Source organism: Arthrobacter sp. UYEF21 (genome assembly GCF_040546085.1).
In the GTDB taxonomy this organism is placed as follows: Bacteria; Actinomycetota; Actinomycetes; order Actinomycetales; family Micrococcaceae; genus Arthrobacter.
Genome location: NZ_JBEPNF010000026.1, coordinates 1 through 26,420, shown reverse-complemented (window position 1 = coordinate 26,420; position 26,420 = coordinate 1). Strand labels below are relative to the sequence as shown.

The following is a 26,420-nucleotide window of genomic DNA, read 5'->3' as shown; positions in this document are numbered from 1 at the left end:
GACGACTCGGCAGGGCCGAACCCGTGACCACAGAACGGTCTGCCCAACCTCCCGCGAACCTTGTATCCTCAGCCTTAGCTGGAACCTCCACACCTTCAAGTGTGGCTCTACCGCGTAAACCACCGGTCCCGCGCGGCAACCCACGAATCTATCTGAACCGGAGGTTCCAGCCCGGGACCGGGGGTCTGCCCCTTCATATTGTCTAGAAGCTCAGCGGCCGGGGTGACGGTCGGCGGGCCTTACTATCATTACGATTCCAAACAGGAATTCGCGGTAGGCGGTAAATGCGCTGGTAGGCGCACCAGCTGGCTTCGACCTCGATATGCGTATCGTTGGAGAACAGGGTTTCCAGGCGTGTTCGTTGTTTCTCGGTGAGCAGGCCTGCCCCGATATGCAAGGTCCGGCGGGCCGAATACAGCGGGTCTCCGGCGCGTCCGCGGTGCCCGCACGTCTGTTGCTGAACCCGGAGAACCCGTCCATGGCCACGACCTCGACTCTGTTCCGCCAGTGCTGGGGGCGTTCCCGGAGCCCGGTCGCGAAGACCTGTTTCGAGCGGCTCTCGACCATGTCCAGCAGGCGGGACGGGCTGGTGCCGTCCCTGATCGGGATCAGGTCGATGATGACGGTGACGTACTTGTCGCCGCGGCGGGTGTGCCGCCAGACATGCTCATCAACACCAATGACCTTCACACCGGCGACGCGGTGCGGATCATCAATCAACACACGCTTACCTTCGGCTAGGACGGCCTTGTTCGCGGTATTCCAGGTGACGCCGAGTCCTTCGGAGATCCAGGCGACCGTGAGGTGCTGGCAGACGATTCCTTCCAGCGCCCAGCGCAGCCCGCGGCGGGAGAGTTTCGCCCGGGGCTCGGCGGCTTTGGGGGTGTCCTGCCGCCAGACGTGCCCGCACCCCGTGCAGCGGTAGCGGCGGATGCTCACCAGCAGTGTGGTGGGGCGCCACCCGAACGGCTCATGGCCCAGCCTGCGAGTCACCGTGTCCCGGGGAACGCCCCGGCACCCGCACTTTCGGCACCAGTCATCAGGATCAACAACACGGCAGGCCAGGACGGCACGATCAGGGCGCACATACTGCCCGGTCACTTCGAGTCCGAGCCCGTCAAGTCGGCAGAATGTGGTCAGGTCAGGGCATTGAAAGGTAGCGTTGATCACGAGGGCCTTGCGGTAGCGAAACAGCGGAGTCGATACCCTGCTTCTCTCCCAAGGCCCTCACCTCAGCCGAAACAACCTCCCCGCCCCGGACTTCTGACACGACAGCGCCGTCTACACCCTCAATTCTGATGAGCCCCATATCCACGCGAGTCGGCGAGGGCGGTAGCGACGATGTGTACCTCCGTCGCGTCATGGTTCAAGATCGACGGCCCGCTCTCAGCTGTCGATGTGGCCGAGCGATACACGACAATCTGCCTGGACGCGGTGCGGTACGTGTCCGGCCCCGACTCTGTGTAATTTTTGTCGAAAATTGCAGTCACTAACTACTGAGTTGTGGTTTGCCTGGTTTGGTCCCCACATAGAAGAGACCCTGATGCCAAAGTACAGGCGGTCGACACTGGAACTGAAGATCCCCTCGCGCGGGGGCAGTATCATTGACGGGTGGTTCCAGGACAACGGCAAACCGGAACAGGCCCCAGCCGCGGGACCAGATGGCGGTCGGCCGCAGAACAGGCTCAGCGCCGCCGGAAGGGTAGCAATTCTGGCGGTACTTTCTCACCGGAGTTCGTGGACCTGGTGGTTGTGTCAAGTAGGTCTGGACCCACCGGGACCACGCTTTCCCAACCTCTTGAACTCGACCATCTGTCTTCCTGAAGAAGCGCAGTTGTTTGCAACGATCGCTAGAACTCGCCCTGTTCGTTCAGAATGACGGTTAAACCGCAACTCAAAATGGCGGTTTGGAAGACCCCCGTCGGGGATCCGTCGCGGGTGGCTGGTCAGGGGACAGCGGTCAGTTCCCGTGCCCTTTCCAGAGCCAGTTGGCGGGCGCGGGCAAGGTGGTCCCGGCGAGCGGGGCTGCGGTACAGGTCGCGGGCCCATTCAAACTCTGTCGCCGCGTCCCGGTAGCTGGCTTTCGTCAAAAAGGCGCCTGCCGATCTGATGGCGGACCATTACCGCGCGGACCGGGTGCGGGTCAGGCGCACGGACTGGTATGCACAGATGGTCCCGAACTTGGCGAAACAACGATCAACTGCCGCTCCAGCGTTCTCCCTCGGTGGGTGTGGATTGTCTTAGAGGGAAGTTCGTTAGAGTTCTCATACTTGGAGCTTTTCCTACCTTTGGAGTTTTTGGATGTCCACTGTTTTGCGCCCGTTGCCGATTGGGGATGCGGGCGGCTCCATTATCAACCTGCGCGAACATAACCTGTCCCGGATACTGGTGGCGCTCGTTTCGTCCGGCCCGCTTTCCCGGGCCGAACTCGCCTCGCGTTGCGGTCTGGGGGTGACGGCGCTGACCAAGCTGATTGTCGAATTGCGCGAACGGGACCTGGTGGTCGAAGCCGCCGAAATCGCCCCGCCCGGCATGGGCCGGCCGACCAGCCCGATCAAGTTGGCCGGCCACCGGTGGGCGCTGGTTGGTTTGATGCTCGACAGGAGATCCATCGGCATGTCCGTCGGCATGCTCGACGGTACTGTTATCAGTTTCGAGGAGCTTCCTGTGCCGGAGACGACAGGGATTGAAGCCTATCTTCCCTACCTGGAAGCGGCACTGGAGCGGGCAGCCGGGCGCTGCCATGGGGACGGCCGCCGGATCCTTGCCGTGGAACTGGGCATTGCCGGGGCTGCGGACAGCGGAGCGGGCGAAGTGGTTCGCTCCATAGTGAATGGCTGGTCCCGGTTCCCGCTCCGCGACGCCGTTCGCGGCATGCTTAGCGCGCTGCCGCGCGGGGTAGCCGGAAGCTTTTTGGTCCGGCTGGACCGCGAAACTAACTATGCGATGCTTGCGCGCCTCCATCGGCCCGGGGCTGCGGACCAAGGACGCACGGCCGCCTATTTGGGCGGCCGTTATGCCGTCAGCGGCGGCATCTTCAGCAGGTCAATGGTGGAACGCGGCTCCTCGGGCCTGGCCGGCGAGTTCGGGCATGTGGTCGTGGACCCATCAGGGAGGCAATGCTGGTGCGGGCGCCGGGGCTGCGTGGAAACCAGGCTGGGCCTGGCAGGGCTGTACGAACGGTGCTCAAACAGGGAGGGATACGGCAACCTGGCATCGCTGGCGGCGGAGCGTGGCCGCATGCTCGAAGAGCTGCTGGACCGGGCCGACCAAGGCGATTCGCGGGTTCTGGCCGAACTCGACGATGCCGGCCAGTGGCTGGGCCTCACCGTCGACACGGTGGCCGCGGTGCTTAATCCACAGGACTTCATTGTGGACGGATACATCGCCCGGCTTGGCCGGTATGTGGAACGTCCGGCCCGCCGGCAGCTGGACAGCATCGGCGCGCTTCCCTCCATCTCTGCGCTCCGATTCCGCTTCGAAGACGGCAGTGAACAGCCCCTGCACCGGGGCATGCTGCTGGCCGCAGCCCAGGCGATAGCCGCGGAACCCTCGGTCGCCACCGCCTGACCGACGGCATCCTGGGCCCCGGTCAGTCCGTTGGCAGCAGCTGTGTGGAATTTGCCCTCGACATAATCCACGGCGTGGAATAACATGTGACTCACGGCACTATTACTCCCGGATATTTCGTCCCCTGTAAAGGAACATCAATGTCGAGTACCCAGCAGACCCAACCGCCGGCGCGGAGCACTCCGGGCCGCGTTCCGGTGTCAACCCCTGCGCCGCAGCAGTGGACCGCGCGTCAGCGGCGCTCCCGCCGTCCCGTGCTGGCGGCCATGATTTGCGTGGCTTTTATCGGCGGGCTGCAGGGGGTGGATCCGGCGCTGCATTCGGTTGCCATGCCTCAGGCCGCACGGGAGCTGGGGATGGACCCGGCAGCCGCGTCGTTCATCAAGAGCATCGGTACCATCATCCTGGCCGCCAGCATGCTCGGCGTCGGAATTCTCGGTGACCGGTTTGGCCGACGCCGGGCCCTTGTGGCGGGAACGCTGCTGATGGGTGCGGCCGCCGTCATTACAGCCACGGCGGCCACTCCTTTGATCTTTGGTTTGGGCAGGGCACTGATGGGCGTGGCGACCGCCACCTCGTTTGCCATGTGCCTGGCCTTCATCCCGACTCTCTACCCGCGGGAACAGCTACCCAAGGCTTTCGGGCTGTTCTTCGGTGCGGGGGCCTCGCTAATCGTCGCGGCCACCGCGCTGTCCGGGACCGTTCAGGGCCTGTTCGGCTGGCGGTCCACCTACCTGGCGACCGCGGCCCTGTGCGTGGTGCTGGGCGTGGCCGCACTGCGGTTCATGCCCGAGAACCGCGCCACGGTGCTGCGGCGGTTCGATGCGCCCGGCGTTTTCCTGGCTGCCGTGGGCCTGGTGGCGCTGGTGTACTCCATCGGCCGTGCCTCAACCCTGGGCTGGGGCCACCCTCTGGTGCTTGGTGGGCTCGGCGTGTCTGCCATGGTCCTGGCGGCCTTCGCACTCTGGGAGCTGCGCTGCAAGCATCCTGCGTTCCCGGTCGAGTTGTTCCGGCTTCCGGCCTTCACCGCCGCTTGTTTGGCCGGGGTGCTGTTCAACTGGGCAGATGCCTCCCTGCTGGGACAGTACCCGGCCCTGGCGCTGCCGGCCGGGGTGCCGGCGGCGGCGGTTTCGGCCATCGTGGCCCTAATGTATGTGGGCATGATCTGCGGCGCCCCCGCGGCCGGGATCGCCCAGAACCGCTTCGGGCTGAGCAACCGGACCATGTTCACCTCCGGGCTGCTGTTGTGTGCGGCCGGACTGGCACTGCAGGTGCTGCTGACGAACCCGCACGATCTGCTGCTGCCGGCCGCCGGCCTGTTCATTGTGGGGTTCGCCGTAATGTGGATGCAGAACCCCCAGAGCGCGGTCATCATGGGCTCGGCCCCGGCGGACCAGCTCGGTGCGGTCGGCGCGGTAAAGCCCGCCGTCGGGCAGTTCGGCTTCGGACTCGGCTTTGCCTTGGCCGGCCCCATCGCCGGCATTTTCATGGACGGCCCTGCCCTGACGGCGCAGGCCTACGGCCTGGGCCTGGCCTCCCAGGCGGCGTTCTTCGTCCTCGCCGCAGCCCTGGTTTTCATACTGCTCAAGCCCCGCTCCGCCGCCGCGGCAGCCTGACCCGGAAGGAACACCCATGCAGGCAACCACTGTCTTCATCAACGCCAACATCCACACCGTCGACCCCGACTTCACCACCGTCCAGTCCCTGGTCCTGGCAGGCGGCCGGGTCCTTGCCACCGGCAGCAACGAGGCGATGATGGCGCTGGCCGGCCCGGACACCGAGATCAGGGACATGGCCGGGCGGACCATCCTGCCCGGCTTCGTCGAGGCCCATGGACACCCCACCGCGGAAATGAACTTCATCGGCCCCGACGCAATCGATATCCGGGCCTCGGTCTGCGGCAGCGCCGAAGCGGTGCTGGAGAAACTGCGCGAGGCAGTCGCCGCCGCGGAACAGGCCGGCCCGCAGGCGTGGGTCGCCGCGTTCGGCTGGGATCCCCTGCTGCTGCCGGAGCTGCCCCGCATCAGCGGCGCCTTCCTCACAGGCCTTTCTCGCACGGTCCCGCTGTCGGTCATGCACTATTCGGCCCACTCCTCTTGGGCCAATCAGACAGCCCTGACACGGCTAGGTCTGGGCCCCGGCACCCCCAACCCGGGCGCGTCGGAATACCTGCGTGATGCAGCCGGGAACCTTACCGGAGAGGCACTGGAACTGCCGGCTTCCATGATTCTCATGGGCCCTGTCATGGACGCCGGGCCGGGCAAGTTCTCCGACTTCCTCGACCACGAACTGAACCGTATGGCGGCCGCGGGTGTAACCACCACCGGGGACCTGGCCTTCCACCCCGACTCCTACCCGCTGATGCAGAAATACCAGCAGGAGCGCACCGCCCCGGTGCGTATCCGCTCCTACGAAATGTCCGGCATCCGCGCAGACATCCCCGCCCCCGGCCAGGACGGCCTCGCCGGTGTCGATCCGGCGCTGTTCCGTCCTGTCGGGATCAAGGTCTGGACTGACGGTTCCCCCTGGGTGGGGAATATTGAAACAAGCTTCGGATACGAAGAAAGCCCCGCTACCGAGAGCATCGGCGTCCCTGCCGGCCACAGGGGCTGCTCCAACTACACCAAAGAGCAGCTTTTGCAGATCTGCCGCAGCCACTACAGCAAGGGATGGCAGATGGCCTGCCACGTCCACGGGGACATCGCCGTCGACACGGTGCTGGATGTCTACGAACAGATCCAGCGTGAATTCCCTCGGGAAGACACCAGACTCCGGATGGAGCACTGCGGAACCATCACCCCGGAGCAGGTCAGAAGGGCGCACCGGCTTGGTGCCACCATCTCCTTCTTCGTGGCACATATCCATTTCTATGGGGACATCCTGCTCGAACTGTTCGGGGAACGTGCCGAATCCTGGACGCCCGCCGGGGCCGCGGCGGAGGCCGGCATGCGCTTCTCGCTGCACAATGACCCCCCGGTCACCCCGGAATCCCCTTTGCTGAACATGCAGGCGGCCATGACCAGGCTGGCCCCCTCCGGAAAAGTGCTCGGCCCCGGCTTCCGCATCGACATCCGGACGGCCATCAAGGCCCAAACCATAGACGCGGCCTGGCAGCTCTTCTCCGACCACGAACTCGGTTCCTTGGAACCCGGCAAACTGGCTGACCTGGTGGTCCTGGACGCGGACCCGTTGCAGACACCGGCCGAAAAGATCGGCAACATTTCCGTTCTGGAAACCTGGACAGGAGGACGGCAGGTCTACGCCAGTGTGGAGGTCACCGCATCCGCCAACAGCTAGAACCGCCCCCGAAAACCGGAAGCGGCCGCGCACGGACCCACCAACAGAAAGAGCCCAACTTGAACACTTCACCGGCCCCCACGACAATCACCGCCTCCACCGTCAACGAAGCAGACACGCTGTTGGATATCGTGGTCGAGGAATTCCAGCACCTGGCAAGGCAGGAGGGCAACTGTGGCATCCTGGTGACCAAAAAAGGACCCGGGAAATTCACCGTCGAACTCAGCGACCACGTCCCCTACGGGCTTACCCTAGAAGCGTGCACCTGATCCACGGGCCAGGAAGCCGGCCCATCCCCGGTTATCACCGGCCGGGAAGCCCTGCTCCAAGCCCGTCCCCCGGGAGCCCCCCGCCCGGGGACCCGCCCACCGGCCGGACGGGCACCGGAGAAGGCACAGGAGCCTGATCTCCCCAGAACGTCAGAGCAGGCATCCCCGGCCTCCGGACCAGGGCATTCGACCAGCAATACATCTCCCGCCAAGACGGGCGAGGCCAGCAAAACCGGGCCCAGCCAAGGAGTTGCCGTGAATCCCAATCCCAAGAGCTTGCTATTAGCACTTGTCCTGCCGTTCGTGCTCATGATCACCGGGGTGGCTGTTCTCGGTCCATCCGACGCCCGGATTTTTGGCGTCCCCGCGATTTTTCTGTTTGTGTTCTTGATGTTCCCGACGGCCTCAGCCCTGATGGCGGTTGCGTGGCGCCGATGGGACCGGCACGACATCTACGATGAGGAAACCCCAGACGTTGAGGGGCCGGCAAAATGACCGCGGTCGCCGCCTTCGTCCTGGTCCTGGTCCTGGCCATGGCGCTCGGCATCTACTCAAAACGGGGCGTTAAGACAACGGAGGACTTCCTCGTCGGCGGCCGCAGCTTCGGCGGCTTGCTGCTCTTCATTCTCGTAGTCGGAGAGGTGTACTCCATCGGCACGGTCGTTGGTTTCCCGGGCGGCGTGTACGCAGAGGGCGCCGGCTTCGCCGTCTGGTTTATGGGATATATCCTGCTCGGCTACCCGATCGGCTACTTCCTCCTGCCGCTTCTTTTTAAGGCCGGACGACGCTACTCCGCGGTGACGCTCCCGGACATTCTCCGCGGCCACTTCAATTCCCGTCCGCTCGAGCTTACGGCCGCACTGCTGTCCGTTATTTTCCTGATTCCCTGGGCACAGCTCCAGCTCACCGGCCTGACCGTTGCGCTCACCGGGCTGGGCCTTGGCTTGACCCCTGTCGTCACCGTCATGATCGGCGTCGCCATCGCCATGGCCTTCGCTTTACTGTCCGGCATCAAGGCACCGGCATATGTCAGCTTCGTCAAGGACTTCGCACTGGTCTTTGCCATTATCGTTGTGGCGGTATTCGTCCTGGCCATGAACCCCTCGATCCCGGACATCACGGCCCAAGCGGATGCGCTTTCGGGCCACACAACCATCGGGCCCGGGCTTCCGATGCTGCACACCATGTCGACCATGCTCTTCCAGGCGGTCGGGTTCTACATGTTCCCCTTTGTCCTGCAGGCCATCATGAGCTCAAAGTCGGCCAGGACCATAAAGCGGACCCAAATCGGCATGCCGCTGTACATGCTGATGTACCCGTTCCTGCTCATCACGGCGTACTACTCGATTTCAGCGGTCCCGGGACTGACCGGCGCCAACACGAATCTCGCCTTCATCGAAGTTGCCCGCACCCTGTTACCGGAATTCCTTGTCGGCATCGTCGCCGGCGGCGCCGCCCTCTGTGCCATCGTTGTCCTGGCCGCCTCCGCACTGAGCATCGGAACACTCGTTGCCCGCAACGTCCTGGTGGACTTACCCGAAAAGCGCCAAAAAAACTATGTCCGGGCCATCATCGCCGTATACCTGCTGATTTCAATCGTGCTCACACTGGTCGTACCGAACCTGATGGGCACCCTGATCAACACCGCGTACTACGGCTTCACCCAGCTCATCGTCCCCGTCGCCCTGCTGGTCTTCGGTTCCAGAACCCGTGCCGGAGTGATGGCGGCAGGCCTCGCCGGGGGTGTCCTGGCCACACTCGGACTCTACATCTTCGGCATCGACCTGGGCGGGCTCAGCATCGGCGTTCCGGCCCTCGCCGCTAACATAGCCATCGTCACCCTCGGACGACTCACCTGGCCGCGGACGACGCCCACGGAAGCCATCTGGACCCGCGGCCACCCCCGCAGCGAATGGGCCCGGACCCCGGGCCCGGACTCAAATCCCACTTCTTCCACCCCGATCCGGCCAGCAGGGGAAAACCACTGACACACGTGCCAGGGAGCCCGATCCACGCTTGAAGTACGGCGCGGTGTGACGGCTGTCTTTTGGTCACGGCAGGGACGAGGTTGGGGCTGACGACTCATCTGCTTCTCGGCGTATTTGGAGGAGGTGCGGGCCACACCTGGAGGAGATAGGCATCGACCGGGTGTTCGGAAAACTCACCGGCGTGCCCCTGATCTCGTCCCTTGGCGCTGACTCGCAACCGGTAGCTGACGCCCGGTTCTGGGCGCTGATGGCCCCAGGGTGCGACGTTGATCGCGGCGTGCGAGGCTGTGGGCGTGGATCGACGAACGGGGCGGCGTTGGCGCCAGGCGACCGGCGGGCGGATCCCGCGGAAGAAACCCGAACCTGCGGGCCAGGACTAGTGTGCGGGCGATCGCAGCGCAGCTTAGGGCGGTCGGCCTCGACGGTCAGCCGTGAGTTGCGCCGTAACCGACCCGAGACGGGCCCGCGGGGCCGGGGGCCGGGGGCCGGGGGCCGGGGGCCGGGGGAAGTATGCCCCGTATGCGGCGCAGAAACGAGCCGAGCTGCGCGGACGCTGGCCCAAGGCCAGCAAGTTCGATGACCTAGAACTGGCATCCTTGGTACAGGCCAAGTTGTGCCAAAGGCCGGCTCCGGGGTAAGAAGCCAAAGCTCTCGAAAGCCCAAGAGGCCCATCTGGTCAGCCCCCACCGAAAGGGAGCACACACGACGAGCGAGATTGCTGAACTCTTTAGTGTTGCCCGTTCCACGGTCTACCGGGCCATCCAGCGCGCAGCACCAGCATCGTCCTCTGCAGTAGTGCACTAGCGTCATAAAGCGATCACGGAACGCCGCCAAAGAGCGATCAAATCCACAGGCATCCCCTCCCCTCCGGCTCGGAGTTCGACGACCGGCCCAAGGCTCTTTTCCACCCTTTGGTGAGACAATCGAACAAGGACACCTGTCACGGCGCCGGCCCGGCACCGGCACGTTCCCCTCAAGAAAACCAGGGAGGGGATCCTGATGGACCCCACCACCGTTGTCGTTTTCATCGTCCTCGTCGTACTGCTGCTCATCGTTGCGAAAATGTCGATTCGGATCGTGCGCCAATACGAGAAAGGTGTGCTCTTCCGGCTCGGCAAGGTCATCGGAGTCAGGGATCCCGGCCTGCGGCTGATCATCCCCGTTATCGACCGTCTTCCGCTGGTTAGCCTGCGGATCGTGACCATGCCCATCCAGTCCCAGGGCATTATCACCCAGGACAACGTGAGTGTCGACGTCTCGGCTGTGGCATACTACCGGGTGGTGGACGCCGTGAAATCCGTCGTCGCGATCGAAAACGTGGCCGCGGCCATCGACCAGATCGCCCAGACGACCCTGCGGAAAGTCGTCGGCCGGCACACCTTGGACCAGACCCTGTCCGAGACCGAACGGATCAACGTCGACATCCGCGAAATCCTGGACGTGCTCACCGTCGAATGGGGCGTCGAAGTCACCCTGGTGGAACTGAAGGACATCCAGCTGCCAGACAGCATGAAACGCGCCATGGCCCGCCAAGCTGAAGCCGAACGCGAAAAGAGGGCGAAGATCATCGCCGCCGAAGGCGAAGCCATCGCCGCAGCAGCCCTCGGAGACGCCTCCGACACCATGATGGCCCACCCGCTGGCGCTACAGCTAAGGAATCTGCAGTCCCTGGTCGAAATCGGCGTGGATAAGAACACCACCGTCGTCTTCCCCGCCCCGCTGATGAGCACCATCGGTGAGCTCTCCGCGTTCCTGGCCCGCGAAAACCAGGCCGCGGCAACCTCCAACAGCAAGACACCCATCAAAGCGGCATAACCCTCAGCGGATAGACCCGCCCGTCAGCCGGTGCCGAGCGAGGACAATGAACGAGCCACCTTTGAGCCTCCCGCTCTTCCCTGGCGGAGACGCAAGAACCCGGCTCCCCGAGCGTAGCGAGTCCCTTTTCGCTCATGTTGTGGAGAACAAGTCGTTGAAGGAGCGCTTCGCAGACCCTGGGCTGGGGGCGGTCAGCGGGACTGAATCGGGGCACCACGACCGTCTCGGCGGGCAAAAGCGCCTCGGCCCCGCCGCAGCGTAAATGGCGTACCGAAGCGGGTAGCTGAGCGCAGAGGTGACTGGGCCTAAACCGTCGGCCTTGGTGGCAGACCGCCCCGTAGATGGCCTGGCGCGGGCAGCAGATTAGGGAGGATCCCGGCTCTGTCGCGGGGCGTGTCGTACGCTCATCCAATGCGTTGGAATAGCAAGTTGATTTGGCCCCGGATTCGCCGCTTGTTTTGGCCCCACACTGTTGGTGTTCCGGTCGGTTTTGCCGGGACTTGTTGATGGTCTTCTGGGTGGCAACGCGACATTCAGACCGCGGTGCAGGCACCCTTGGGTACCGATGGGTGTCCGTACAGGACGAAGTTGGTGCCGTCATCCACTAAAACCGAGACGTAGCTTGGTCCGAAAAGAGCAACGGGCGGACTTGCAGATGGCGATCGCGGTAATGGCCGCCTCGCAGCCGTTGGCGCCCCGCGGGTCAACGACGCTGGTGGCAATGCGGATCCTGCCCGGCTCGGTTTCGATCACGGACTCGATCTTGCCCACCCAAGGCCCGTTCGCGTTGGCAGTCGTGAAGTCTGCGGTCTTGTCCGCTCGTTGGTGGCGCTGGGAATGGACTCAGGAGCCGCAGCTGTCTGGCTGACTGCCGTCTGGGTCGGCGTAGCGGGTGCTGCTTGGGGAGTGGATAATGAGCCTCCGGTCAGCAGCAGCGCAGCGATACCCAAGGTGAGGGCGAGAATAGTTGTGTTCACGGTTGTGTAATGTCCGAAGGCGCGCGAAGACGGCGCGCCCCAGCACGATGCGACGGCAGGCCCGGTAGCCACCGGCCCCTGCCGTGCATAGCCCTTACCTAACGAAGAATGAGGCAGAACCATGTCCATGAAGGAATCCCTTCCGGGCGCGGGTGCGACACCAAGTGATCACAGAACGCCGCCACACAGCGATCAAATCCACACCGCACCTATTGACTAACTTTGATTTCGCACTCGATTTTGGACCAACTGAGCCGGTTTCCGCTCCCTGCCAGCGGCCGCATCCCGGGTCCCAGATGCAGGCCGCTACGGCGAATTGCGGTGGCCCGAGGTACCGAAGCGCTTCGGTCCGCGATGGAACCGCCGGAGTACCTCATTAAAGGTGCTTTTTGAGTAACTACTCTTCCACACCCCTTGCGGCAACAAGCGACGCACTATCCCGCTGTCGCGCACTGTTGTCGTCGAAGTCTCGGCCGACGTCGCCTGGCCTGGCCGGTCGTTGCGGCACTCCCTGCGTTTCCTGCGAGTCAGTCCCGACGTCAGCCCGGCCACTGTGGAGCTACCGCACTCTTACCAGCGATGACCGTTCCTGCTGTCACGGTCACAAGCAAATGGTCCCCGATCAAACTGCACTTCTTGGGCAAAGTGGGCTCAAGTCTGATTGACATTCGCAATGGGCTGGGCTGGTTAAGTTTGCGCTACGGGCGGTCAGTCGCCCCCCGATGAGGATCGTCACGCCTCCGGTGGCGAAGTTCGGCACGTCGGCTTGGGCAGTCTGTCCCTCGGGGGAGGCGAGAGCTGCGTCGAGCGCCTCGCGGGTCGTGAATGAGGCGTGGAACGCAGCGAACACCGGGATGTCTCCGGTGACGTTGTCCACGGCGAGAGTGTAGTGCAGGTCGATGGCCCCTGGCAGTGCCTTCGCGAGCGGGACATGCACCTCCTCGTAATGGCGGCTGAACGCTTCGCCGTCGGTGGGTGGCCCATAGAGGACGGTCAGGACGGGCATTTCAGGATCCTCCGATGCTGGGCGCGGGGTTATCCGACAACGAATCGGCGGAGGTGAACTTCTCGCGATGGATAAGGCGAGGGGCGATCCGGCGTCGCTTGAACGCCTTGACTCCCGCCTCAACCATCAGGGGCGGACCGCACCGCCAACCGGACCAGCCGCGGGCGCTTGTAATATCGTCGACGAAGCATTCGGTCGCACGGCCGACACGGTGGTCCACTGACTCCGCCTCTCTCGAGAGAATGGGCACGAACCGGAAGCCCGGGTGGGCAGCTGCCAATTCAGCGAACCGTTCCCCGTCATACAGGTCCGCCGCCGTGTGCACACCGTGGTACAGGACGACCTCCCGTTCCGGGTGTCGGGCCAGCACTGTCCGGACGATGCCGACCAGCGGAGCCAGCCCCGTGCCGCCGCCGATGAGCACCATCGGCTCAACCGCGTCATCTGTCTCCTCCGGGACGTGAAAGTCGCCCAGCGGGCCGGTCCCATCGACCCGATCGCCCAACGCCACCGTGCCAAACAACCACTGGTCACTCGCCAAACCGCCGGGTATCCTGCGGACGTGCAACTCCAGCACAGTGTCCTCGTCAGCAGTGTTGGCCAATGAGTACTGCCGTCGCTCCTCGGTCCCGGGAACCATCAGCCCGACGTACTGCCCGGCGCTGAACGCAAGTGGTTCATCGAGACCGAGCAGGATCCGACGGGTGTCCCGGGCGATGTCCTCGATCCCGAGCACGGTCGCGGTGAGATCCCGCAGAGCGTGGGTCGAGCGGAGTGCCGCCTCCCACGCGGAGGGCCACGTCGGCATCACCGCACGGCGTGGCCTGACAAGCCAAGGCCATGCCGGCTGCGCGCTCGTCTGCGGTCAGAGTGTCGAGTGGAGATTCGCGGTGGTCGACGTCGCCCGAGACAACTGCGACCTTGCAGGTGCCGCAGGTGCCCTGGTTGCAGGAGTTCGGCATCCAGATCCCGGCACGCAGGAATGCCTCGAGGATCGACTGATCGCCCTCACATCCGACCCGTCGGTCGCCGACTCCGGCGGCATCCGCTTCCAATCTGTTCGTGGCCTCCTTAAAGCGAAGGGCTCCGGGCTGGTGTGCGGACCGAAGGGCGGTCATGGTTGCGGAGATCGTTTTTGGCTGTTCCGGAGCAACCATGGCTGAAGGAATGTCATGTTTCGCCGATTTCTCCAAGCAATTCTGAAGACTTCGACGGGACGATGTTCGGAGCTTGTAAGGGCTCTGCCCACTCCCGCAGCATTCTGGTTGGCATGATGGAGTCATGGCCTCCCCCTTGAAACCCCGCGCCCGGATCGGCATCATCGGCGGCACCGGTCTGTATCGGCTCCCAGACGCTTTCGTGCTGGACACCCTGGATATTCAGACGCCGTTCGGGGCACCGTCTGGTCCTGTGGTCCTGGTCCAGCTGGACGGGTTCGGCAGCGCCGATGGTTCCGAGGAGCCGGTGGTCGCCTTTATGGGCCGGCACGGCAGCGGACACAGTGTTGCACCACAGCAGATCAACCACCGCGCCAACCTTTGGGCGCTCAAGAGCCTTGGTGTGGAAGCCGTGGTTTCCTCAGCGGCCGTGGGCGGGCTGGTTCCCAGCCACGGCACCGGGACCTTTGCGGTGCCCGACCAGTTCCTGGACAGGACCTGGGGCCGTCACGATACTTTTTACGATGGTTCCCTCCCCACCGGAGTGCAGCACCTGTCCGTGGCCGAGCCCTATAGTGGCCCACTGCGTGCGGCACTCATCGAGGCGCTGGAGTCCCAAGGTGAAGGCTTTTCCCGGGCGGCGACGGTGGCTGTCATCAATGGGCCGCGTTTTTCCACGAAGGCCGAGTCGGCGTCGCTGATCCAGGCCGGTGCCCATCTGGTGAGTATGACCCAGTACCCGGAGCCCGTGCTTGCGGCAGAACTGAACATGCATTTCGCCGTGCTGGCGTTCATCACGGACGCAGACACCGGACATGACGGGTCCAAACCCGTGACGGCTGAACTGGTGCTGGGCCGCCTCAAGGCGGCCCAGCCGCGGGTCCTTGCCGTCCTCTCCGAAGTGGTCCGGCGCGTGTCGGCGGCACTGGCTGGGCCGATTTCTGCCGACGACGGCGGATTCCTGCCCGTGGCGGCCATCCCCGACGAGGCTGTGGCCACTGTCATGGGCGCCGCATCACGCCCCGAACTGGACATCCCGTGAGGCTCTTGGTCACCGGAGGCGTCGGCTTCATCGGCAGCCATATTGTCGATGCCGCCGTCACGAGGGGATGGGAGGTCCTGATCCTGGATTCACTTGATCCGGCCATCCACCCAGGCCCGCAGGAAACCAGCACGGCCGCCGGGCTGCTGGTGGGTGATGTCGGCGACGCTGCCACTGTAGCGAAGGCGCTGGAGGGAATCGACGTCGTCGTCCACCAGAGCGCCAAGGTGGGCCTGGGCCTTGACTTCTCCGATGCCCCTGACTATATCCGCAACAATGACCTGGCCACGGCAATACTCCTGGCTGGGATGGCTTCGGCTGGAACAGACAAGCTGGTGATTGCATCCTCGATGGTGGTCTACGGAGAGGGTGCCTACACCGATTCAACCGGCCAGATGGTGCGGCCGGGCCCGCGCCGGCCCAAGGATCTGGAGGCTGGCATCTTCGAACCGAGGGATCCTGCCACGGGCAGGCTCCTGCTGCCCGCCCTGGTTCATGAGGACGCCGCACTGGACCCACGAAACGTCTACGCTGCCTCCAAGCTGGCCCAAGAACACCTTGCGTCAGCCTGGGCGCGCGCAACCGCAGGTACAGCCATTGCTCTGCGGTACCACAACGTTTACGGGCCCAGAATGCCCCGAAACACACCGTATGCCGGAGTCGCCAGCCTGTTCCGTTCGGCCCTGGCACGCGGAGAAGCACCACGGGTCTTCGAGGACGGTGGGCAGCGCCGCAGCTTTGTCCACGTGGCGGATGTGGCGGAGGCGAACCTGTGTGCCATAGATGCTTTGGCGGACGGGAGGATTGTGGCCCCTGGCAGCTTCCGCGCCTACAACGTGGGCGCTCGTGAGGCCCACACCATCGGCCAGGTGGCGCAGGCCCTGAGCTCTCACGGGGGCGGTCCAGATCCTGTGGTCACGGGCGAGTTCCGGCTGGGCGACGTCCGGCACATCACCGCCAGCTCCAGCCGGGCCGGGGCGGAATTGGGTTGGGAGCCGCGGATCAGCTTCGCCGAGGGGATGCGCGACTTTGCCATAGCCCCATTGCGCGGCGGTATGGTCTAGGCTGCCGGCCCCAGGCTGGCCTGTCCGGCGGGAATACGCAGCTGGAACCGGCAGCCACCCTCAACGTTGGCAACTTCCAGGGTGCCTGCGTGTGCCTGGACTATCCCCTGGACCAAACTCAGGCCGATTCCCGCGCCGCTGTAGCGCGATGCGGTGCGGCTGGAGTTTTTCTGCCACCCGGCGGTGAGCATGCGGGGCAGGTCCTCCGCCGGAATCCCGCCGCAGCCATCACGGACTTCCACCACGGCATCCCCACCGTCAGCTGTCACGGCAATGGAGACGGTGCTGCCCTCGTCACTGTACAGAATGCCGTTAAGGACCACGTTGCGGATGGCCCGCGACAGCGAAGCACCATCGGCCCAGACCACGGTGGGCGTCATGGCGCCCCCCTTGATCGTAATGGCACGGCTGGCCGCCACGGGGGCCAGGTCCGCGATGGCATCGCTGACGACATCATAGAGGTCCAATTGCTGATGATGCAGCATCAGGGTGCCCGCCTGGATCTTGGAGAGCTCCAGCAGGTCGTTGACCAGGGCGGCCATCTGGTCGGCCTGGCCAATGATGCGTCGATGGTAGGCGGAGACGTCTTCGGCAACGCCATCCTCCAACGCCTCGGCCATGGCGCGCATGCTGGCCAACGGAGTGCGGAGGTCGTGGGAAACCCAGGCCACCAGTTCACGTCTGGCCTTCTCCACAGCCTGCTCCCGTTCCCGCGATTCCTCCAACCTGTGGCTGGTAGCGGCCAACTCCGCGGCAAGAGCTGCGAGCTCCGAGGTCATCTTCGGTTGCGGTGCCAGGCTTTCTCCGCGGCCGATCCTGGCAGCGTCACCGGCGAGCCGATTCGTGTTCCTGGCCAGCCCGGCGCCGAGGAAAACAGCGACCACAACAGCGAGGATGGAGGCGATCAGCAGGATGAACCACATCACCTGCAGGTCGGCCTCGGTGATGAACATGGCGTTGAAGGCGCTGACCATTCCGGCCACCAGGATTGCCATGGTGGCCAGCACCACGAGCAGGATCTGGACAACGATCGAGGCTGTGCGCAGTACCCGCTGCAGGACCATCGTCACGGCACCGATGGCCAGGGCCCAGGACATCACGACGGCGACGATAGTGGCCACATCGGCACTAGTCATGGTGGGACGGCTCCGTGCCGTCGTCGAACCTGTACCCCACGCCCCAGACGGTTTTCAGCAGCACGGGCATGGTGGGATTGTCCTCGATCTTTTCGCGCAGCCGGCGCACATGCACCGTCACGGTGGAGAGGTCCCCGAAGTCCCAGCCCCAGACGGCCTTGATCAGGACATCGCGGCTGAAGACCTGATTGGGGCGCCGCAGAAAGAACGCCAACAGGTCAAATTCCCGGACCGTCAACGTCAGGTCCCGACTGCGGTGCGTGACGGCGCGCGAGGCAGGATTAAGAACGAATCCGGCCACCTCCACCGGCGGCTCCGGGGTGTATTCCTTGATGCTGCGCCGCAACACCGACTTCACCCGAAGCACCAGCTCCCGGGGCGAGAAGGGTTTGGTGACGTAATCATCGGCGCCCATTTCCAGACCCAGAATACGGTCGTCCTCGGTGCCCAGCGCCGTGAGCATGATGATGGGCATGGAGTGCGTCCGCCGGATCCGCCGGCATACCTCCACCCCGTCCAGGCCGGGAAGCATCCGGTCCAGGATGATGAGGTCCGGAGCGTGCGTCTGTGCCAGGTGCAGGGCGGTGAAACCGTCGCCGGCCATATCCACCTGGAACCCGGCCTGGACCAGGTAGTCGTGGACAACCTGGGCAATTGTGGCCTCATCTTCGACGAGCAGGATACGACGGTTACCAACATCCCCGACGTCCGTGTCGGACTGGACGGTGTTCATGATCCCAGCATAGGTTCGCATCGGCCGCGACGGGCTGTTCGTGGCCGACGGCGGCCAAGCGTCCCCGTTCCGTAAGGATTTCCGCCTGCCGCGACGGCCCTGCGGATTCTACGGTCAAGGTATGGAAGAAAGGCAGAACAACCAGCGCAACCAGCGCAACCAGCGAGACGACGTGCGGGACAAACCAGCCGCAGTGGCTGACGTGGTGCTGCCCTGCCTTAATGAGGCGTTGGCACTCCCCCGCGTACTGGCCGCCATGCCAGCAGGCTTCCACGCGATCGTGGTGGACAACGGGTCCACCGACGGTTCCGCAGCCCTGGCGGCCAGCCTGGGCGCCACAGTCGTCCTCGAATCCCGGCGCGGGTTTGGCGCGGCTGCCCATGCCGGGCTGCTGGCCGCGGCTGCGGAGTTTGTGGCGTTCTGTGATTGCGACGGATCGTTGGACCCGTCCGATCTGACCCAGATGCTGCACCTGGTACGCACCGGTCAGGCGGATCTGGTCCTGGGTGCCAGGCGCCCGGCACGCGGCGCCTGGCCCGTCCATGCCCGGCTCGCCAACATTGCCCTGAGCCGCCTACTGCGGCGCCGGACCGGCATTCAGGTAACGGACCTGGGCCCGCTTCGACTCGCCCGGCGCGATGCGCTGCTGGGACTGGACCTGGCAGACCGGCGCAGCGGCTATCCGTTGGAGATGTTCCTCAAAGCCCACCGCGACGGCTGGCGCGTGACCGAGATCCCCGTGGCCTATTCGCCCCGATTGGGGAAGTCAAAGGTGACGGGTACGGTGCGCGGGACCCTGACGGCCATGGCGGATATGAAGGTGCAGTTGGACGCCGCCTCCCGGAGGAGCCCAGGGACGGCGAGCCACGGTCCTTTGGCAGGCGGGCCGCCGGCCGGAGCCCGTGAAGCGACGCCATGATCCTTACCATCGCTGTCATCGCCAAAGAGTGCCTCCCGGGCAAGGCCAAGACCCGCCTCACTCCCCCGCTCACTGCGGCCCAGGCCGCGGACCTCGCGCAAATCAGCCTCAGCCAGACCCTGGACGCGGTCCGCTCATTCCCCGCTGCCAGGAGGTTGCTCGTGTTTGACGGGACGCCGCGCCGCCGGGACGCTGCGGGTTTCGAGGCAATTGCCCAGAGCGGCGGGGGGCTGGATGAACGGCTGGCCGCCATCTGCCCACTATCTGATGGCCCGCTGTTGCTGCTGGGCATGGATACACCCCAACTGTCCGCCCTGCACCTGGCGCCGCTGTTGGCTGACTGGTCCACCGCACAGCCGCGGCACCGTGCCTGGTTCGGTCCGGCGTCGGACGGCGGCTTTTGGGCCTTGGGCCTGCACAAGCCCGACGGCGCCCTGGTCCGTGGCGTCACAATGTCCACCGACCAGACCGGCAGGCAGCAACTGGACCGGTTGCAGGCGGCCGGGCTGGACGTGGGGCTGCTTTCTGTTCTGACGGACGTGGACACCTTTGCGGATGCCCAGGCCGTTTCCGGAATGTGCCGGGGCACCCCGTTTTCCCGCGCCACTGAGCAGTTGGCCCAACACGCGTCGGCGGCTGCCCTTCCCGGTTCACAGCGCCCGACGGCGGGACCGCACCTTTGGGCGGACGGGTAATGGGCACTCACGCCACCTCCGCCGGCACAGTCGGCAGCGTCACAGCCGGCACCGCTGCCGCGGCCCGCACCGCCGCTGGCTCGGCTGCCTGCGACGTTGCGGAGGTGCGCGTGTTTGGCAAGGCGGGCACGAGCCGTACTCAGGCAGCCTTTCCCTCGGCCTGGGACGGTTAACGCTCCGCCCGGCATCAACCGGTCCGGATCCCATCGGGTCCGTCCACGTCAACATGCTCGGGTGGTCCACCCCGGCCACCGCCAGTGACCGGTATCTATTGGGTTCCGTCCGTGGTCCGGTCCTTGATGTGGGTGCGGCCCCGGCCGAATGCTGTCCGCTGCCCGGATCTGGGTCTGGCGGCCATGGGATCGATACCATCGCCACCGCCGTGAGACTTGCCATAGGCAGTGGCGGCGCAGCGTTTCAGGGATCCATTTTGACCCTGTCCCCCACGAGGGCGGGTGGGGTTCCGCCCTCCTGCTGGACGGCAACATTGGGATCGGGGGAAACGAGGAAGTCAGATCGTGCGCGTCGCCTCACTCCTGGGGCCACGCGGTCAGATCGTGGCGGAGGCCGACACGCAGGACGAGCTCGATCTGGCCTACCTGGCCGTGCTGGAAGATTCGGCAGGACATGCCAGCGCCGCCTTTCCCGGAGCGCGGGCCGGTTCGAAGGCCCTCGCCGCCCATGCGGCCCGCGCCGGTCTGGCCCTGGCTGCTTCCCGGACAGTTCAGGGCCGGGTGTTCCTGACCCTGGAACGCCGGGCATAAAGTTCGACGGCGGCCACCGCCACGAGCGCGGTGGCCGCGAGCAACAGCCAGATGAGGCCCAAGGACCCCGCACAGTCGTCCTGCAGGATGGTGTTGTTAACACCCGTTCCCGGGCCGCCCGGCTGGAGCACCTGCTTCGCCCGCACCAGCGGCGCTGCCAACAAGGTCACGATGGACCCCACCAGCAAGGCCCCGCGCACGGTCCCCTGTTGCGCCGGCCGCAGCCCATACGTCACCCGTGACAGACCGGCCCCGGCCAGCGTTGTCACGGGAACCAGCGCACCGTCGTGCAGCAACAGCGCCACCGCCAGCCATGCCGCGACACCGGTCCACTGCTCAGGTCACGTGAGTCAGAAATCCGACCAGGGCGTATCCGAGGGCAGCCATGCCGACGGCGCCGAGGTGAGTCCTGCCGGTGTCGCCAGTGTTCGCGGATGAGCGGGAGCTTCACGGCGATGTGGAGGGCCAGCGAACTGATAATCACCCAGGCCAGCCAGTAGTGAACGTCCTTGAAGGAGAACGGCCACGGCCACCACTGGAAAGTGGTCAGCAGGCCGATGGTCACCTCTACCAGGGATGCGGCGACAAACCGTGCAATGGAGGCCCGTTCCAGCCCGAGCACCACCGATTTCAGCGGCGGGCACCGCAACAGTTCAGGAAACACGGACCACAGCTTGGCCACCAACAGGAAGCCTGACGCAATACCCCCTGGTGATGTGAATGCCTTGGGTTGCCGCGTACAGCCACACCGGGCGGGTCAGGAAGACCATCCAACCGGGCGGATCCTGCAGAATGTGGCTGAACAGACCCGTCACGAAGCACAAGTCGAAGGCCATACCCAGCCAACGCCCAGGGACGACCGTCAGTCGTTTACTCCGCAACGGTCATGAGAACCGCCCGTTCACTGCATCCATCCGTTGGTGGAGGAGGCCTGTCAATCTGTCCATACCCAGATCAGACCACCGGCACCCCGATCCAGTCCGGGCCAGACCTTACGAAAAGCAAACCATCCGAACTTTTCCGGTCCCGACGCTCACTTTTGTTGCAGTATCGGGAGGTGAGCGAATCAACATCGGGCCCGTCGCACCAGGGTGCGCCGCTCCCTCCGGCCAACGGCAGGCAGGCAGGACTGGCCACCGTGGCGGCAGTGGTGCTGGTACTCCTGCTTGCGGGCGTGATCTGGTGGACAGTCACTACCGACCCGTCAGCGGAATGGGTCTCACCGGCGGGCACGCTGGCCTCATGGGTCCTTTTTCTGCCGGCCGCCCTCGCGGCGCGCCGGATTCCACCCAGGTTCGCCGCCGCCGTCGTGCTGTTGGGCTCCGTGCTGCTGGGGGCCGCGGCCATCTCCGCTTCTCCCGCCACCAGCAACGATTCCGCGCGCTACGCGTGGGACGGCATGGTGCAGAAGAACGGAATCTCGCCCTACGTCCACGTGCCGATCGACGAGGCGCTTCGGGAGCTGCGGCCGTTCTGGCTTTTCCAGGACCCCGGGCCGGACGGTACCTGCCGCAACAACCCCTTTCCCACCGGCACCGAAACCACCACTAACTTCCCGGGCGGAGGCACTCTGTGCACGGCCATCAACCGCCCGGCGGTACCTACCATTTATCCGGCCGTTGCAGAACTTTATTTCCTCGCCGTTCGACTGTTCCCCGGACCGGAGGCAGGGTTCGTAGCCTTCCAGCTCGCCGGGCTGGCCCTGAGCCTGACAGTGACCGTGCTGCTCCTGGCCTTCCTGCGCCGTACCGACAGACCGGCGCATCAGGCAGTGTGGTGGGCATGGTCACCACTGGTCGCCTTCGAGGCCGTCAATGGCGCCCACGTGGACGCGCTGGGAGCAGCCCTGGTGCTCGCCGCAGGGCTGCTGCTGGTCCGTGGTGCGGCGGTCGCTTCCGGGGTGGCTTTCGGGGCGGCGGTTGCCACAAAGCTCATTCCTGTCATCAGCGCCCCGGCCCTGCTTTACCGCCGCCCGGTCCGTTTTATCGTCGCGGCCGTTGCCACCTTCATTGTTGCCTACACCCCGTACGTCCTCGCCAGCGGCTGGGCAGTTCTGGGCTATCTGCCCGAATATCTGCATACAGAGGGATACGAAGGGGTGAGTAGCCCACGCTTCACGCTTCTGAAGCTGGCCCTGCCTGCAGACTGGGCAGCACCGGCGGCCCTGCTGCTGTTGCTGAGCCTCGCCGTCCACGTCTGGCGGACCACCAACGCCGACCGGCCCTGGGACGGACAGGTGCTGATGGTCGGCGGAACCCTGCTGATCGTCTCGCCCAGCTACCCCTGGTACGCACTGCTGCTCCTCCCGTTTGTCGTACTCAGCCGCCGCTACGAGTTCACCGCGATCGCTCCCGTGCTCGCCCTGATGTACTTCACAGGCGCAGAACCCTACGGCCAGTTGGCAGCCAAGCTGGGACTCAGTGCCGCAGCCGTGGTCATCACGGTCATCACGGTGCTAAGACGACGCCGCAACCCGTTTCGAGAGGCTCCCAGAATTGAACTGCAACACAACTGACCCCGCACGATGCCAGTGATGGCCTGTCAGATACCCGAATTATGTCGAACGGGTTGAAGCCGCCGACGACAAGGTCCCGGCCCCTTATCATCGCCGGCTACGGACGGGTCGAGCTGCTCTGCATCGATCCATGCCGAGCCCGCGACTATGCCGAGGCAAATCGCGGTTGGCTTTGAATGCTGCTTGTGGTGTTTGGATTTCCTTGAAGTGGTGGCCGGTCATGTATCGGCATAGTTCCACTGGGAGGATCCGGATCATGGGAGCAAACCGTGCTTCCGTGAAGGAGGCCAAGCGCAGGGTAGGGAAAGAGAAGGACCGCTGGCCAACTTTGGCCGCGCGTCAGGGCTACCGGGCGTGGATGAAGCAACGAGGGTAAACGCCGGGCAAAGTAAGGAACATGTTCCAGGACTTGAGCCAGGCGCTCCCACGTGGACGACCCCAGCGCAGGACTGGTACCAAGGGCCTCAGCTATGTCTCCGGCGCCGTCCGGCGGCGCGCGACTGGCCCTTGCCGAAGTAACCACTGGACAGGTCATCATCGACAGTGGAGACACGAAAGCTGCACTGACGACAGCCCTGGCACGGATCCAGGCACGGCCAGTGCCGTTGCTGAACCGACCCGACTACTATGCGATGCCCGGGCATGAGATCACCTTCGACGCATCAGCGTCGTACTCCCCCGCCTCGACTATCGTGAAGTACGACTGGGATTTCAACGGCGACGGCGCCTACGAGTCGACCGGCGCCGAACCTGTTGCCAAGCACACCTACACGGCAGTCTCCGAAGGGGTTATGCAGGTCAGGATGACCGATGCGAAAGGCCTGGTCGCGAACGCCTCCGACTTCGTCCACATCGGACGGGGGCCCTGGGACGGCCTCCCGAATGCCCCGACGAACGTGACTGCAGTGCCGACATCCACGTCGCAGGGATCAGCACCGTCCAGGTAACCTGGGAGTCATCAGACCCTCTGGTCAACCGCTGGGGACTGACCGTGAACAGCATCCCCGCGGGGATGGTGACGCAAGAACTCGCACCGTGCCGATTACGGATGAGCACCGTGGCAGGGACGTTGAAATCGGAGTCGTGGGCTTCACCGAAGGACGTGGAATTGCCACCCCGACAAGGGTGGTCATTCCGGCAAGCTCGGGCTACGACTTCGGTGGGTTCCAGGCGCCGGTTGATGCAGCGCCGACTCTCAATATCATGACCGCCGGCCGCGCCGTTCCCATGCAGTTCAGCCTCGGCGGCGACTTCGGCCTCGACGTCCTGGCGGCGGGTTCGCCGACCTCCGTAACGGTCACCTGTGAAACCGGGGCGACGCTGGCCGAGGTGGAAACGACCTCGACAGCAGGTTCCAGCAGCCTGTCCTACAGCCCCGGCAACGCCACCTACACCTACGTCTGGAAGACCGAGAAGGTGTGGGCCGGAACCTGCAGAATGTTTTATCTGAAACTCAATGACGAGACGACCAACACAGCGCTGTTCAAGTACCGCAGCTGACGATTCGTCCGCAGGAAGTGCCCCGCACATATCGTGCGGGGCGCTTCTTTGGTGAATAGCTAAGGCGGGACCGGCTACTTGCATGTGGCCAGGATTCCGGCGATGGCGTCATGTTCGGCTTGGGTGACCCAGAGGCTCTATCTGGCCTTCACCGCGGTCTGACGGGCGACGTACTCGCACCGGAACGCCTTGTTCGGGGGCAGCAAGGAAGCTGCATCAGAGTCCGACTTTTTGTCATTGGTGGGCCCGTCCGCGGCCATCAGGTTCAACGGGTCGTTGGCGAGCTGCTTGCGTTGGTCGGCGCTGAGCTGCAGGGCGCCCTTCTGCCAGGCGTCCCTGAGCGTCAACGGACGGTACGGTAGGTGCGGGGTTTCGACGAAGTGCTGCGCGCATCAGGGCAAAGACCCCAATCGTCCAGTTCCGTGACGTTCTCTGCGTGGTGGATCAGGTTGGCTGAGATGACTGTCGTTTCAGTCGCTATTTGTTGCCTTTGTTGCTCGCCGTTAGTCGCTTCTCGCATCGGAGCAAACTGCCATCGATGGCTTGCGGTGGAGATGTCAGGGCTCAGAGTTTGGTGTACTTAAAGGAGTGTGACTCAAGGCCTTCGGGGTTGGGGCCGTAAATGGTGACCATCCGCGCGTAGACGGGTGCCCAGTAACGGCCGGCTCGTCCGGGATTTACGCGTGCCGAATCTCCCGGCTTCAGGATGACAGTCTCGCCTTCGCTCTGGATATGAAGTTCGCCCTCCAGGACAAAGTTCGTCTCGGTGTGGGGGTGGAAGTCCTCCCAGGCGCATGCGTCCAGTTCCCACTCGGAGAGTATGAAGTCGTTCCATGGGCCTACGGGAAGAGAAGTTATGAACCTGCAGCGCAATGCCTGCCATTTGTCCTGCATGGGTTCCAGGGACTTCGCTGGCCAAAAATCTATCGCTTCGCTGGTAGTCACTGTCGGGAGCTGAGGGGTGGTTGTAGCCATTCTTTTCACCATTTCTTTAATAGGGAATCTACTTCTGGCATACCTTGGGGAATGTGAGGAACTTTGCAGAAACGTGACGCAGGTCACTGTGTCAAAACTGTGACATGAACTTGCGTTCAAGTCAACGGTTCACCGCGAAGATGGTAAACCTTTCTCGGGCCACCCGATAGGCTTAAAGAAGCCCCGTCGGTAGGCCGAAACGGGAGACTGGAGAGTGAGCTATGCGGTTACCCGCACTAGACCGAAAAGAACAGCTGATTGCAGCGACGATTGAAATTCTGCGTTGTGAGGCAGTTCAGTCGGTGATCATGCGGACTATCGCCAAAGAGGATAGTGCCCCCTTGGCTATGGCTAATTATTGCTTCAGCAATAAAGAAAACTCATGGATGCGGCCGCCGAGGCTTTGTGGTCTTGGCGCACCAAAAAGCGGGCCGCGAACGGCGTAGACATGATGCGTTTGGCGAGCGAACATGGTGGGCAACGAAGTTGCCCACCATGTTCATGGTGATTCGGAGTCACCGAGGGGACCTGCCGTTGCGTGTGGCCATTGAGGAACTGGATGGCTTCATCACCGAAGTCCGTATCCTGGGTGTCTGTGCCGCCGTGAGCTGCGGACTGCGTAATCAGGTCACTGCCTGACCCGCTCTGTCGTCGGGCTCCCTGTCATTTTCCGCTGCCGGCACATGCGCTGGCTCGGCTTATGCGGGGGTACCGGTGGTCGGCGGTGCCGGCGGGGTGATGAGGGTGGGGTGGTCGTACTCGTTGGAGTAGGCGAGGAAGCCCAGGTGGGCTTCGTAACGGATCAGCACGTCCTCCATGATCTGCTGCTGTGTCACGCCCATCAGGTCATAGCCCTCCGAACCGGTCTGAGCGAAGACTTCCACGCGGTAGTAGGCCTCGGAATCGCGGTGTACATGCCGGTTGAATTTCGGCACTGAGGCTTCCACAGCCTGGATTTGGTAGTGGAAGTCGCGGTGGTCCGGGATGGTGACCGCGAG

General features: G+C 64.3%; 24 protein-coding genes and 6 pseudogenes. 19 read left to right on the top strand and 11 right to left on the bottom strand.

Translation table 11 applies throughout. The features are described 5' to 3' along the window. Positions 1-262: 262 nt before the first annotated feature. Positions 263-1,170, bottom strand: a pseudogene (locus ABIB27_RS18405) (transposase); the annotation flags it as partial. Between the two features lie 150 nt (positions 1,171-1,320). Here ABIB27_RS18405 and ABIB27_RS18400 point away from each other — a divergent pair. Continuing rightward, positions 1,321-1,467, top strand: a pseudogene (locus ABIB27_RS18400) (TetR-type transcription factor C-terminal domain-containing protein); the annotation flags it as partial. 479 nt (positions 1,468-1,946) lie between these two features. Here ABIB27_RS18400 and ABIB27_RS18395 read toward each other — a convergent pair. After that, complete coding sequence (locus ABIB27_RS18395; RefSeq protein ID WP_354217899.1) at positions 1,947-2,090, bottom strand: hypothetical protein; 144 nt, start codon at positions 2,088-2,090, stop codon at positions 1,947-1,949. Between the two features lie 211 nt (positions 2,091-2,301). Between ABIB27_RS18395 and ABIB27_RS18390 the strand changes: the two genes are divergently transcribed. From ABIB27_RS18390 to ABIB27_RS18355, 8 genes and pseudogenes are all read left to right on the top strand, one after another. Continuing rightward, the gene (locus tag ABIB27_RS18390) at positions 2,302-3,570 is read left to right on the top strand and encodes an ROK family transcriptional regulator (protein WP_354217900.1); all 1,269 of its coding nucleotides are present in this window, start codon (positions 2,302-2,304) and stop codon (positions 3,568-3,570) included. 140 nt (positions 3,571-3,710) lie between these two features. Then, a complete protein-coding gene (locus tag ABIB27_RS18385; RefSeq protein ID WP_354254610.1) occupies positions 3,711-5,186 on the top strand; it encodes an MFS transporter in 1,476 nt (491 codons plus the stop codon). Positions 5,187-5,202: 16 nt separating this feature from the next. Continuing rightward, positions 5,203-6,867, top strand: a complete 1,665-nt coding sequence (locus tag ABIB27_RS18380; RefSeq protein WP_354254608.1) for an amidohydrolase — start codon at positions 5,203-5,205, stop codon at positions 6,865-6,867. A 59-nt stretch (positions 6,868-6,926) separates the two neighbouring features. Next, a complete protein-coding gene (locus ABIB27_RS18375) occupies positions 6,927-7,136 on the top strand; it encodes a hypothetical protein (RefSeq protein WP_354254606.1) in 210 nt (69 codons plus the stop codon). A 255-nt stretch (positions 7,137-7,391) separates the two neighbouring features. Further along, positions 7,392-7,631: a hypothetical protein gene (locus tag ABIB27_RS18370; protein WP_354254605.1), complete on the top strand. Its 240-nt coding sequence runs from the start codon at positions 7,392-7,394 to the stop codon at positions 7,629-7,631. Beyond that, complete coding sequence (locus tag ABIB27_RS18365) at positions 7,628-9,124, top strand: sodium:solute symporter family protein (protein ID WP_354254603.1); 1,497 nt, start codon at positions 7,628-7,630, stop codon at positions 9,122-9,124. The genes ABIB27_RS18370 and ABIB27_RS18365 overlap by 4 nt, the downstream gene beginning before the upstream one ends. Positions 9,125-9,739: 615 nt before the next feature. After that, positions 9,740-9,928 (top strand): annotated as a pseudogene (locus ABIB27_RS18360) (helix-turn-helix domain-containing protein); the annotation flags it as partial. Between the two features lie 195 nt (positions 9,929-10,123). Continuing rightward, positions 10,124-10,939: a slipin family protein gene (locus ABIB27_RS18355; protein WP_354217906.1), complete on the top strand. Its 816-nt coding sequence runs from the start codon at positions 10,124-10,126 to the stop codon at positions 10,937-10,939. Positions 10,940-12,538: 1,599 nt separating this feature from the next. On the opposite strand, the gene ABIB27_RS18350 is transcribed toward ABIB27_RS18355, so the two are convergent. From ABIB27_RS18350 to ABIB27_RS19515, 3 genes and pseudogenes are all read right to left on the bottom strand, one after another. After that, on the bottom strand, positions 12,539-12,922 hold the full coding sequence (locus ABIB27_RS18350) for an EthD family reductase (RefSeq protein ID WP_354254601.1): 384 nt from the start codon (positions 12,920-12,922) through the stop codon (positions 12,539-12,541). A gap of 1 nt (position 12,923) precedes the next feature. Continuing rightward, entirely contained in the window at positions 12,924-13,730 is an 807-nt protein-coding gene (locus ABIB27_RS18345) for an FAD-binding oxidoreductase (protein ID WP_354217909.1), read from the bottom strand. Between the two features lie 16 nt (positions 13,731-13,746). Further along, positions 13,747-14,040, bottom strand: a pseudogene (locus ABIB27_RS19515) (2Fe-2S iron-sulfur cluster-binding protein); the annotation flags it as partial. A 163-nt stretch (positions 14,041-14,203) separates the two neighbouring features. On the opposite strand from ABIB27_RS19515, the gene ABIB27_RS18335 reads away from it, so the two are divergent. After that, positions 14,204-15,121, top strand: a complete 918-nt coding sequence (locus tag ABIB27_RS18335) for an MTAP family purine nucleoside phosphorylase (RefSeq protein WP_354217910.1) — start codon at positions 14,204-14,206, stop codon at positions 15,119-15,121. Beyond that, a complete protein-coding gene (locus ABIB27_RS18330; protein ID WP_354217911.1) occupies positions 15,118-16,185 on the top strand; it encodes an NAD-dependent epimerase/dehydratase family protein in 1,068 nt (355 codons plus the stop codon). The genes ABIB27_RS18335 and ABIB27_RS18330 overlap by 4 nt, the downstream gene beginning before the upstream one ends. Here ABIB27_RS18330 and ABIB27_RS18325 read toward each other — a convergent pair. Next, positions 16,182-17,321 carry a sensor histidine kinase gene (locus ABIB27_RS18325; RefSeq protein WP_354217912.1) on the bottom strand — a complete coding sequence of 380 codons (1,140 nt, stop codon included), beginning with the start codon at positions 17,319-17,321 and terminating at the stop codon, positions 16,182-16,184. The two genes, ABIB27_RS18330 and ABIB27_RS18325, sit on opposite strands and share 4 nt — an antisense overlap. Further along, positions 17,314-18,054, bottom strand: coding sequence for a response regulator transcription factor (locus tag ABIB27_RS18320; RefSeq protein ID WP_354217913.1), 741 nt, complete (start codon positions 18,052-18,054; stop codon positions 17,314-17,316). The genes ABIB27_RS18325 and ABIB27_RS18320 overlap by 8 nt, the downstream gene beginning before the upstream one ends. Before the next feature lie 121 nt (positions 18,055-18,175). On the opposite strand from ABIB27_RS18320, the gene ABIB27_RS18315 reads away from it, so the two are divergent. The 4 genes from ABIB27_RS18315 to ABIB27_RS18300 all read left to right on the top strand — a co-directional run bounded on the left by ABIB27_RS18315 (position 18,176) and on the right by ABIB27_RS18300 (position 20,432). Next, complete coding sequence (locus ABIB27_RS18315) at positions 18,176-18,973, top strand: glycosyltransferase family 2 protein (RefSeq protein WP_354254599.1); 798 nt, start codon at positions 18,176-18,178, stop codon at positions 18,971-18,973. Then, on the top strand, positions 18,970-19,668 hold the full coding sequence (locus ABIB27_RS18310; protein ID WP_354217915.1) for a TIGR04282 family arsenosugar biosynthesis glycosyltransferase: 699 nt from the start codon (positions 18,970-18,972) through the stop codon (positions 19,666-19,668). The genes ABIB27_RS18315 and ABIB27_RS18310 overlap by 4 nt, the downstream gene beginning before the upstream one ends. Further along, entirely contained in the window at positions 19,668-19,841 is a 174-nt protein-coding gene (locus tag ABIB27_RS18305) for a hypothetical protein (protein WP_354217916.1), read from the top strand. The genes ABIB27_RS18310 and ABIB27_RS18305 overlap by 1 nt, the downstream gene beginning before the upstream one ends. Before the next feature lie 345 nt (positions 19,842-20,186). Continuing rightward, positions 20,187-20,432, top strand: coding sequence for a hypothetical protein (locus ABIB27_RS18300; protein WP_354217917.1), 246 nt, complete (start codon positions 20,187-20,189; stop codon positions 20,430-20,432). On the opposite strand, the gene ABIB27_RS18295 is transcribed toward ABIB27_RS18300, so the two are convergent. Further along, on the bottom strand, positions 20,393-20,737 hold the full coding sequence (locus ABIB27_RS18295) for a hypothetical protein (protein WP_354217918.1): 345 nt from the start codon (positions 20,735-20,737) through the stop codon (positions 20,393-20,395). The genes ABIB27_RS18300 and ABIB27_RS18295 overlap by 40 nt on opposite strands. A 752-nt stretch (positions 20,738-21,489) precedes the next feature. On the opposite strand from ABIB27_RS18295, the gene ABIB27_RS18290 reads away from it, so the two are divergent. From ABIB27_RS18290 to ABIB27_RS18280, 3 genes are all read left to right on the top strand, one after another. Further along, positions 21,490-22,947, top strand: coding sequence for a glycosyltransferase family 87 protein (locus ABIB27_RS18290; protein ID WP_354217919.1), 1,458 nt, complete (start codon positions 21,490-21,492; stop codon positions 22,945-22,947). Positions 22,948-23,417: 470 nt separating this feature from the next. Next, positions 23,418-23,894, top strand: a complete 477-nt coding sequence (locus ABIB27_RS18285) for a PKD domain-containing protein (protein WP_354254597.1) — start codon at positions 23,418-23,420, stop codon at positions 23,892-23,894. A 136-nt stretch (positions 23,895-24,030) separates the two neighbouring features. After that, a complete protein-coding gene (locus ABIB27_RS18280) occupies positions 24,031-24,447 on the top strand; it encodes a PxKF domain-containing protein (protein WP_354254595.1) in 417 nt (138 codons plus the stop codon). Positions 24,448-24,521: 74 nt separating this feature from the next. On the opposite strand, the pseudogene ABIB27_RS18275 reads toward ABIB27_RS18280, so the two are convergent. Together ABIB27_RS18275 and ABIB27_RS18270 are read right to left on the bottom strand one after the other, a co-directional pair. Further along, a pseudogene (locus ABIB27_RS18275) lies at positions 24,522-24,794 on the bottom strand (HNH endonuclease family protein); the annotation flags it as partial. Between the two features lie 217 nt (positions 24,795-25,011). After that, the gene (locus ABIB27_RS18270; RefSeq protein ID WP_354217922.1) at positions 25,012-25,422 is read right to left on the bottom strand and encodes a cupin domain-containing protein; all 411 of its coding nucleotides are present in this window, start codon (positions 25,420-25,422) and stop codon (positions 25,012-25,014) included. 495 nt (positions 25,423-25,917) lie between these two features. On the opposite strand from ABIB27_RS18270, the gene ABIB27_RS18265 reads away from it, so the two are divergent. Next, complete coding sequence (locus ABIB27_RS18265) at positions 25,918-26,061, top strand: hypothetical protein (protein ID WP_354217923.1); 144 nt, start codon at positions 25,918-25,920, stop codon at positions 26,059-26,061. A 59-nt stretch (positions 26,062-26,120) separates the two neighbouring features. Here ABIB27_RS18265 and ABIB27_RS18260 read toward each other — a convergent pair. Beyond that, positions 26,121-26,420: pseudogene (locus ABIB27_RS18260) on the bottom strand (high-affinity choline transporter BetT); the annotation flags it as partial.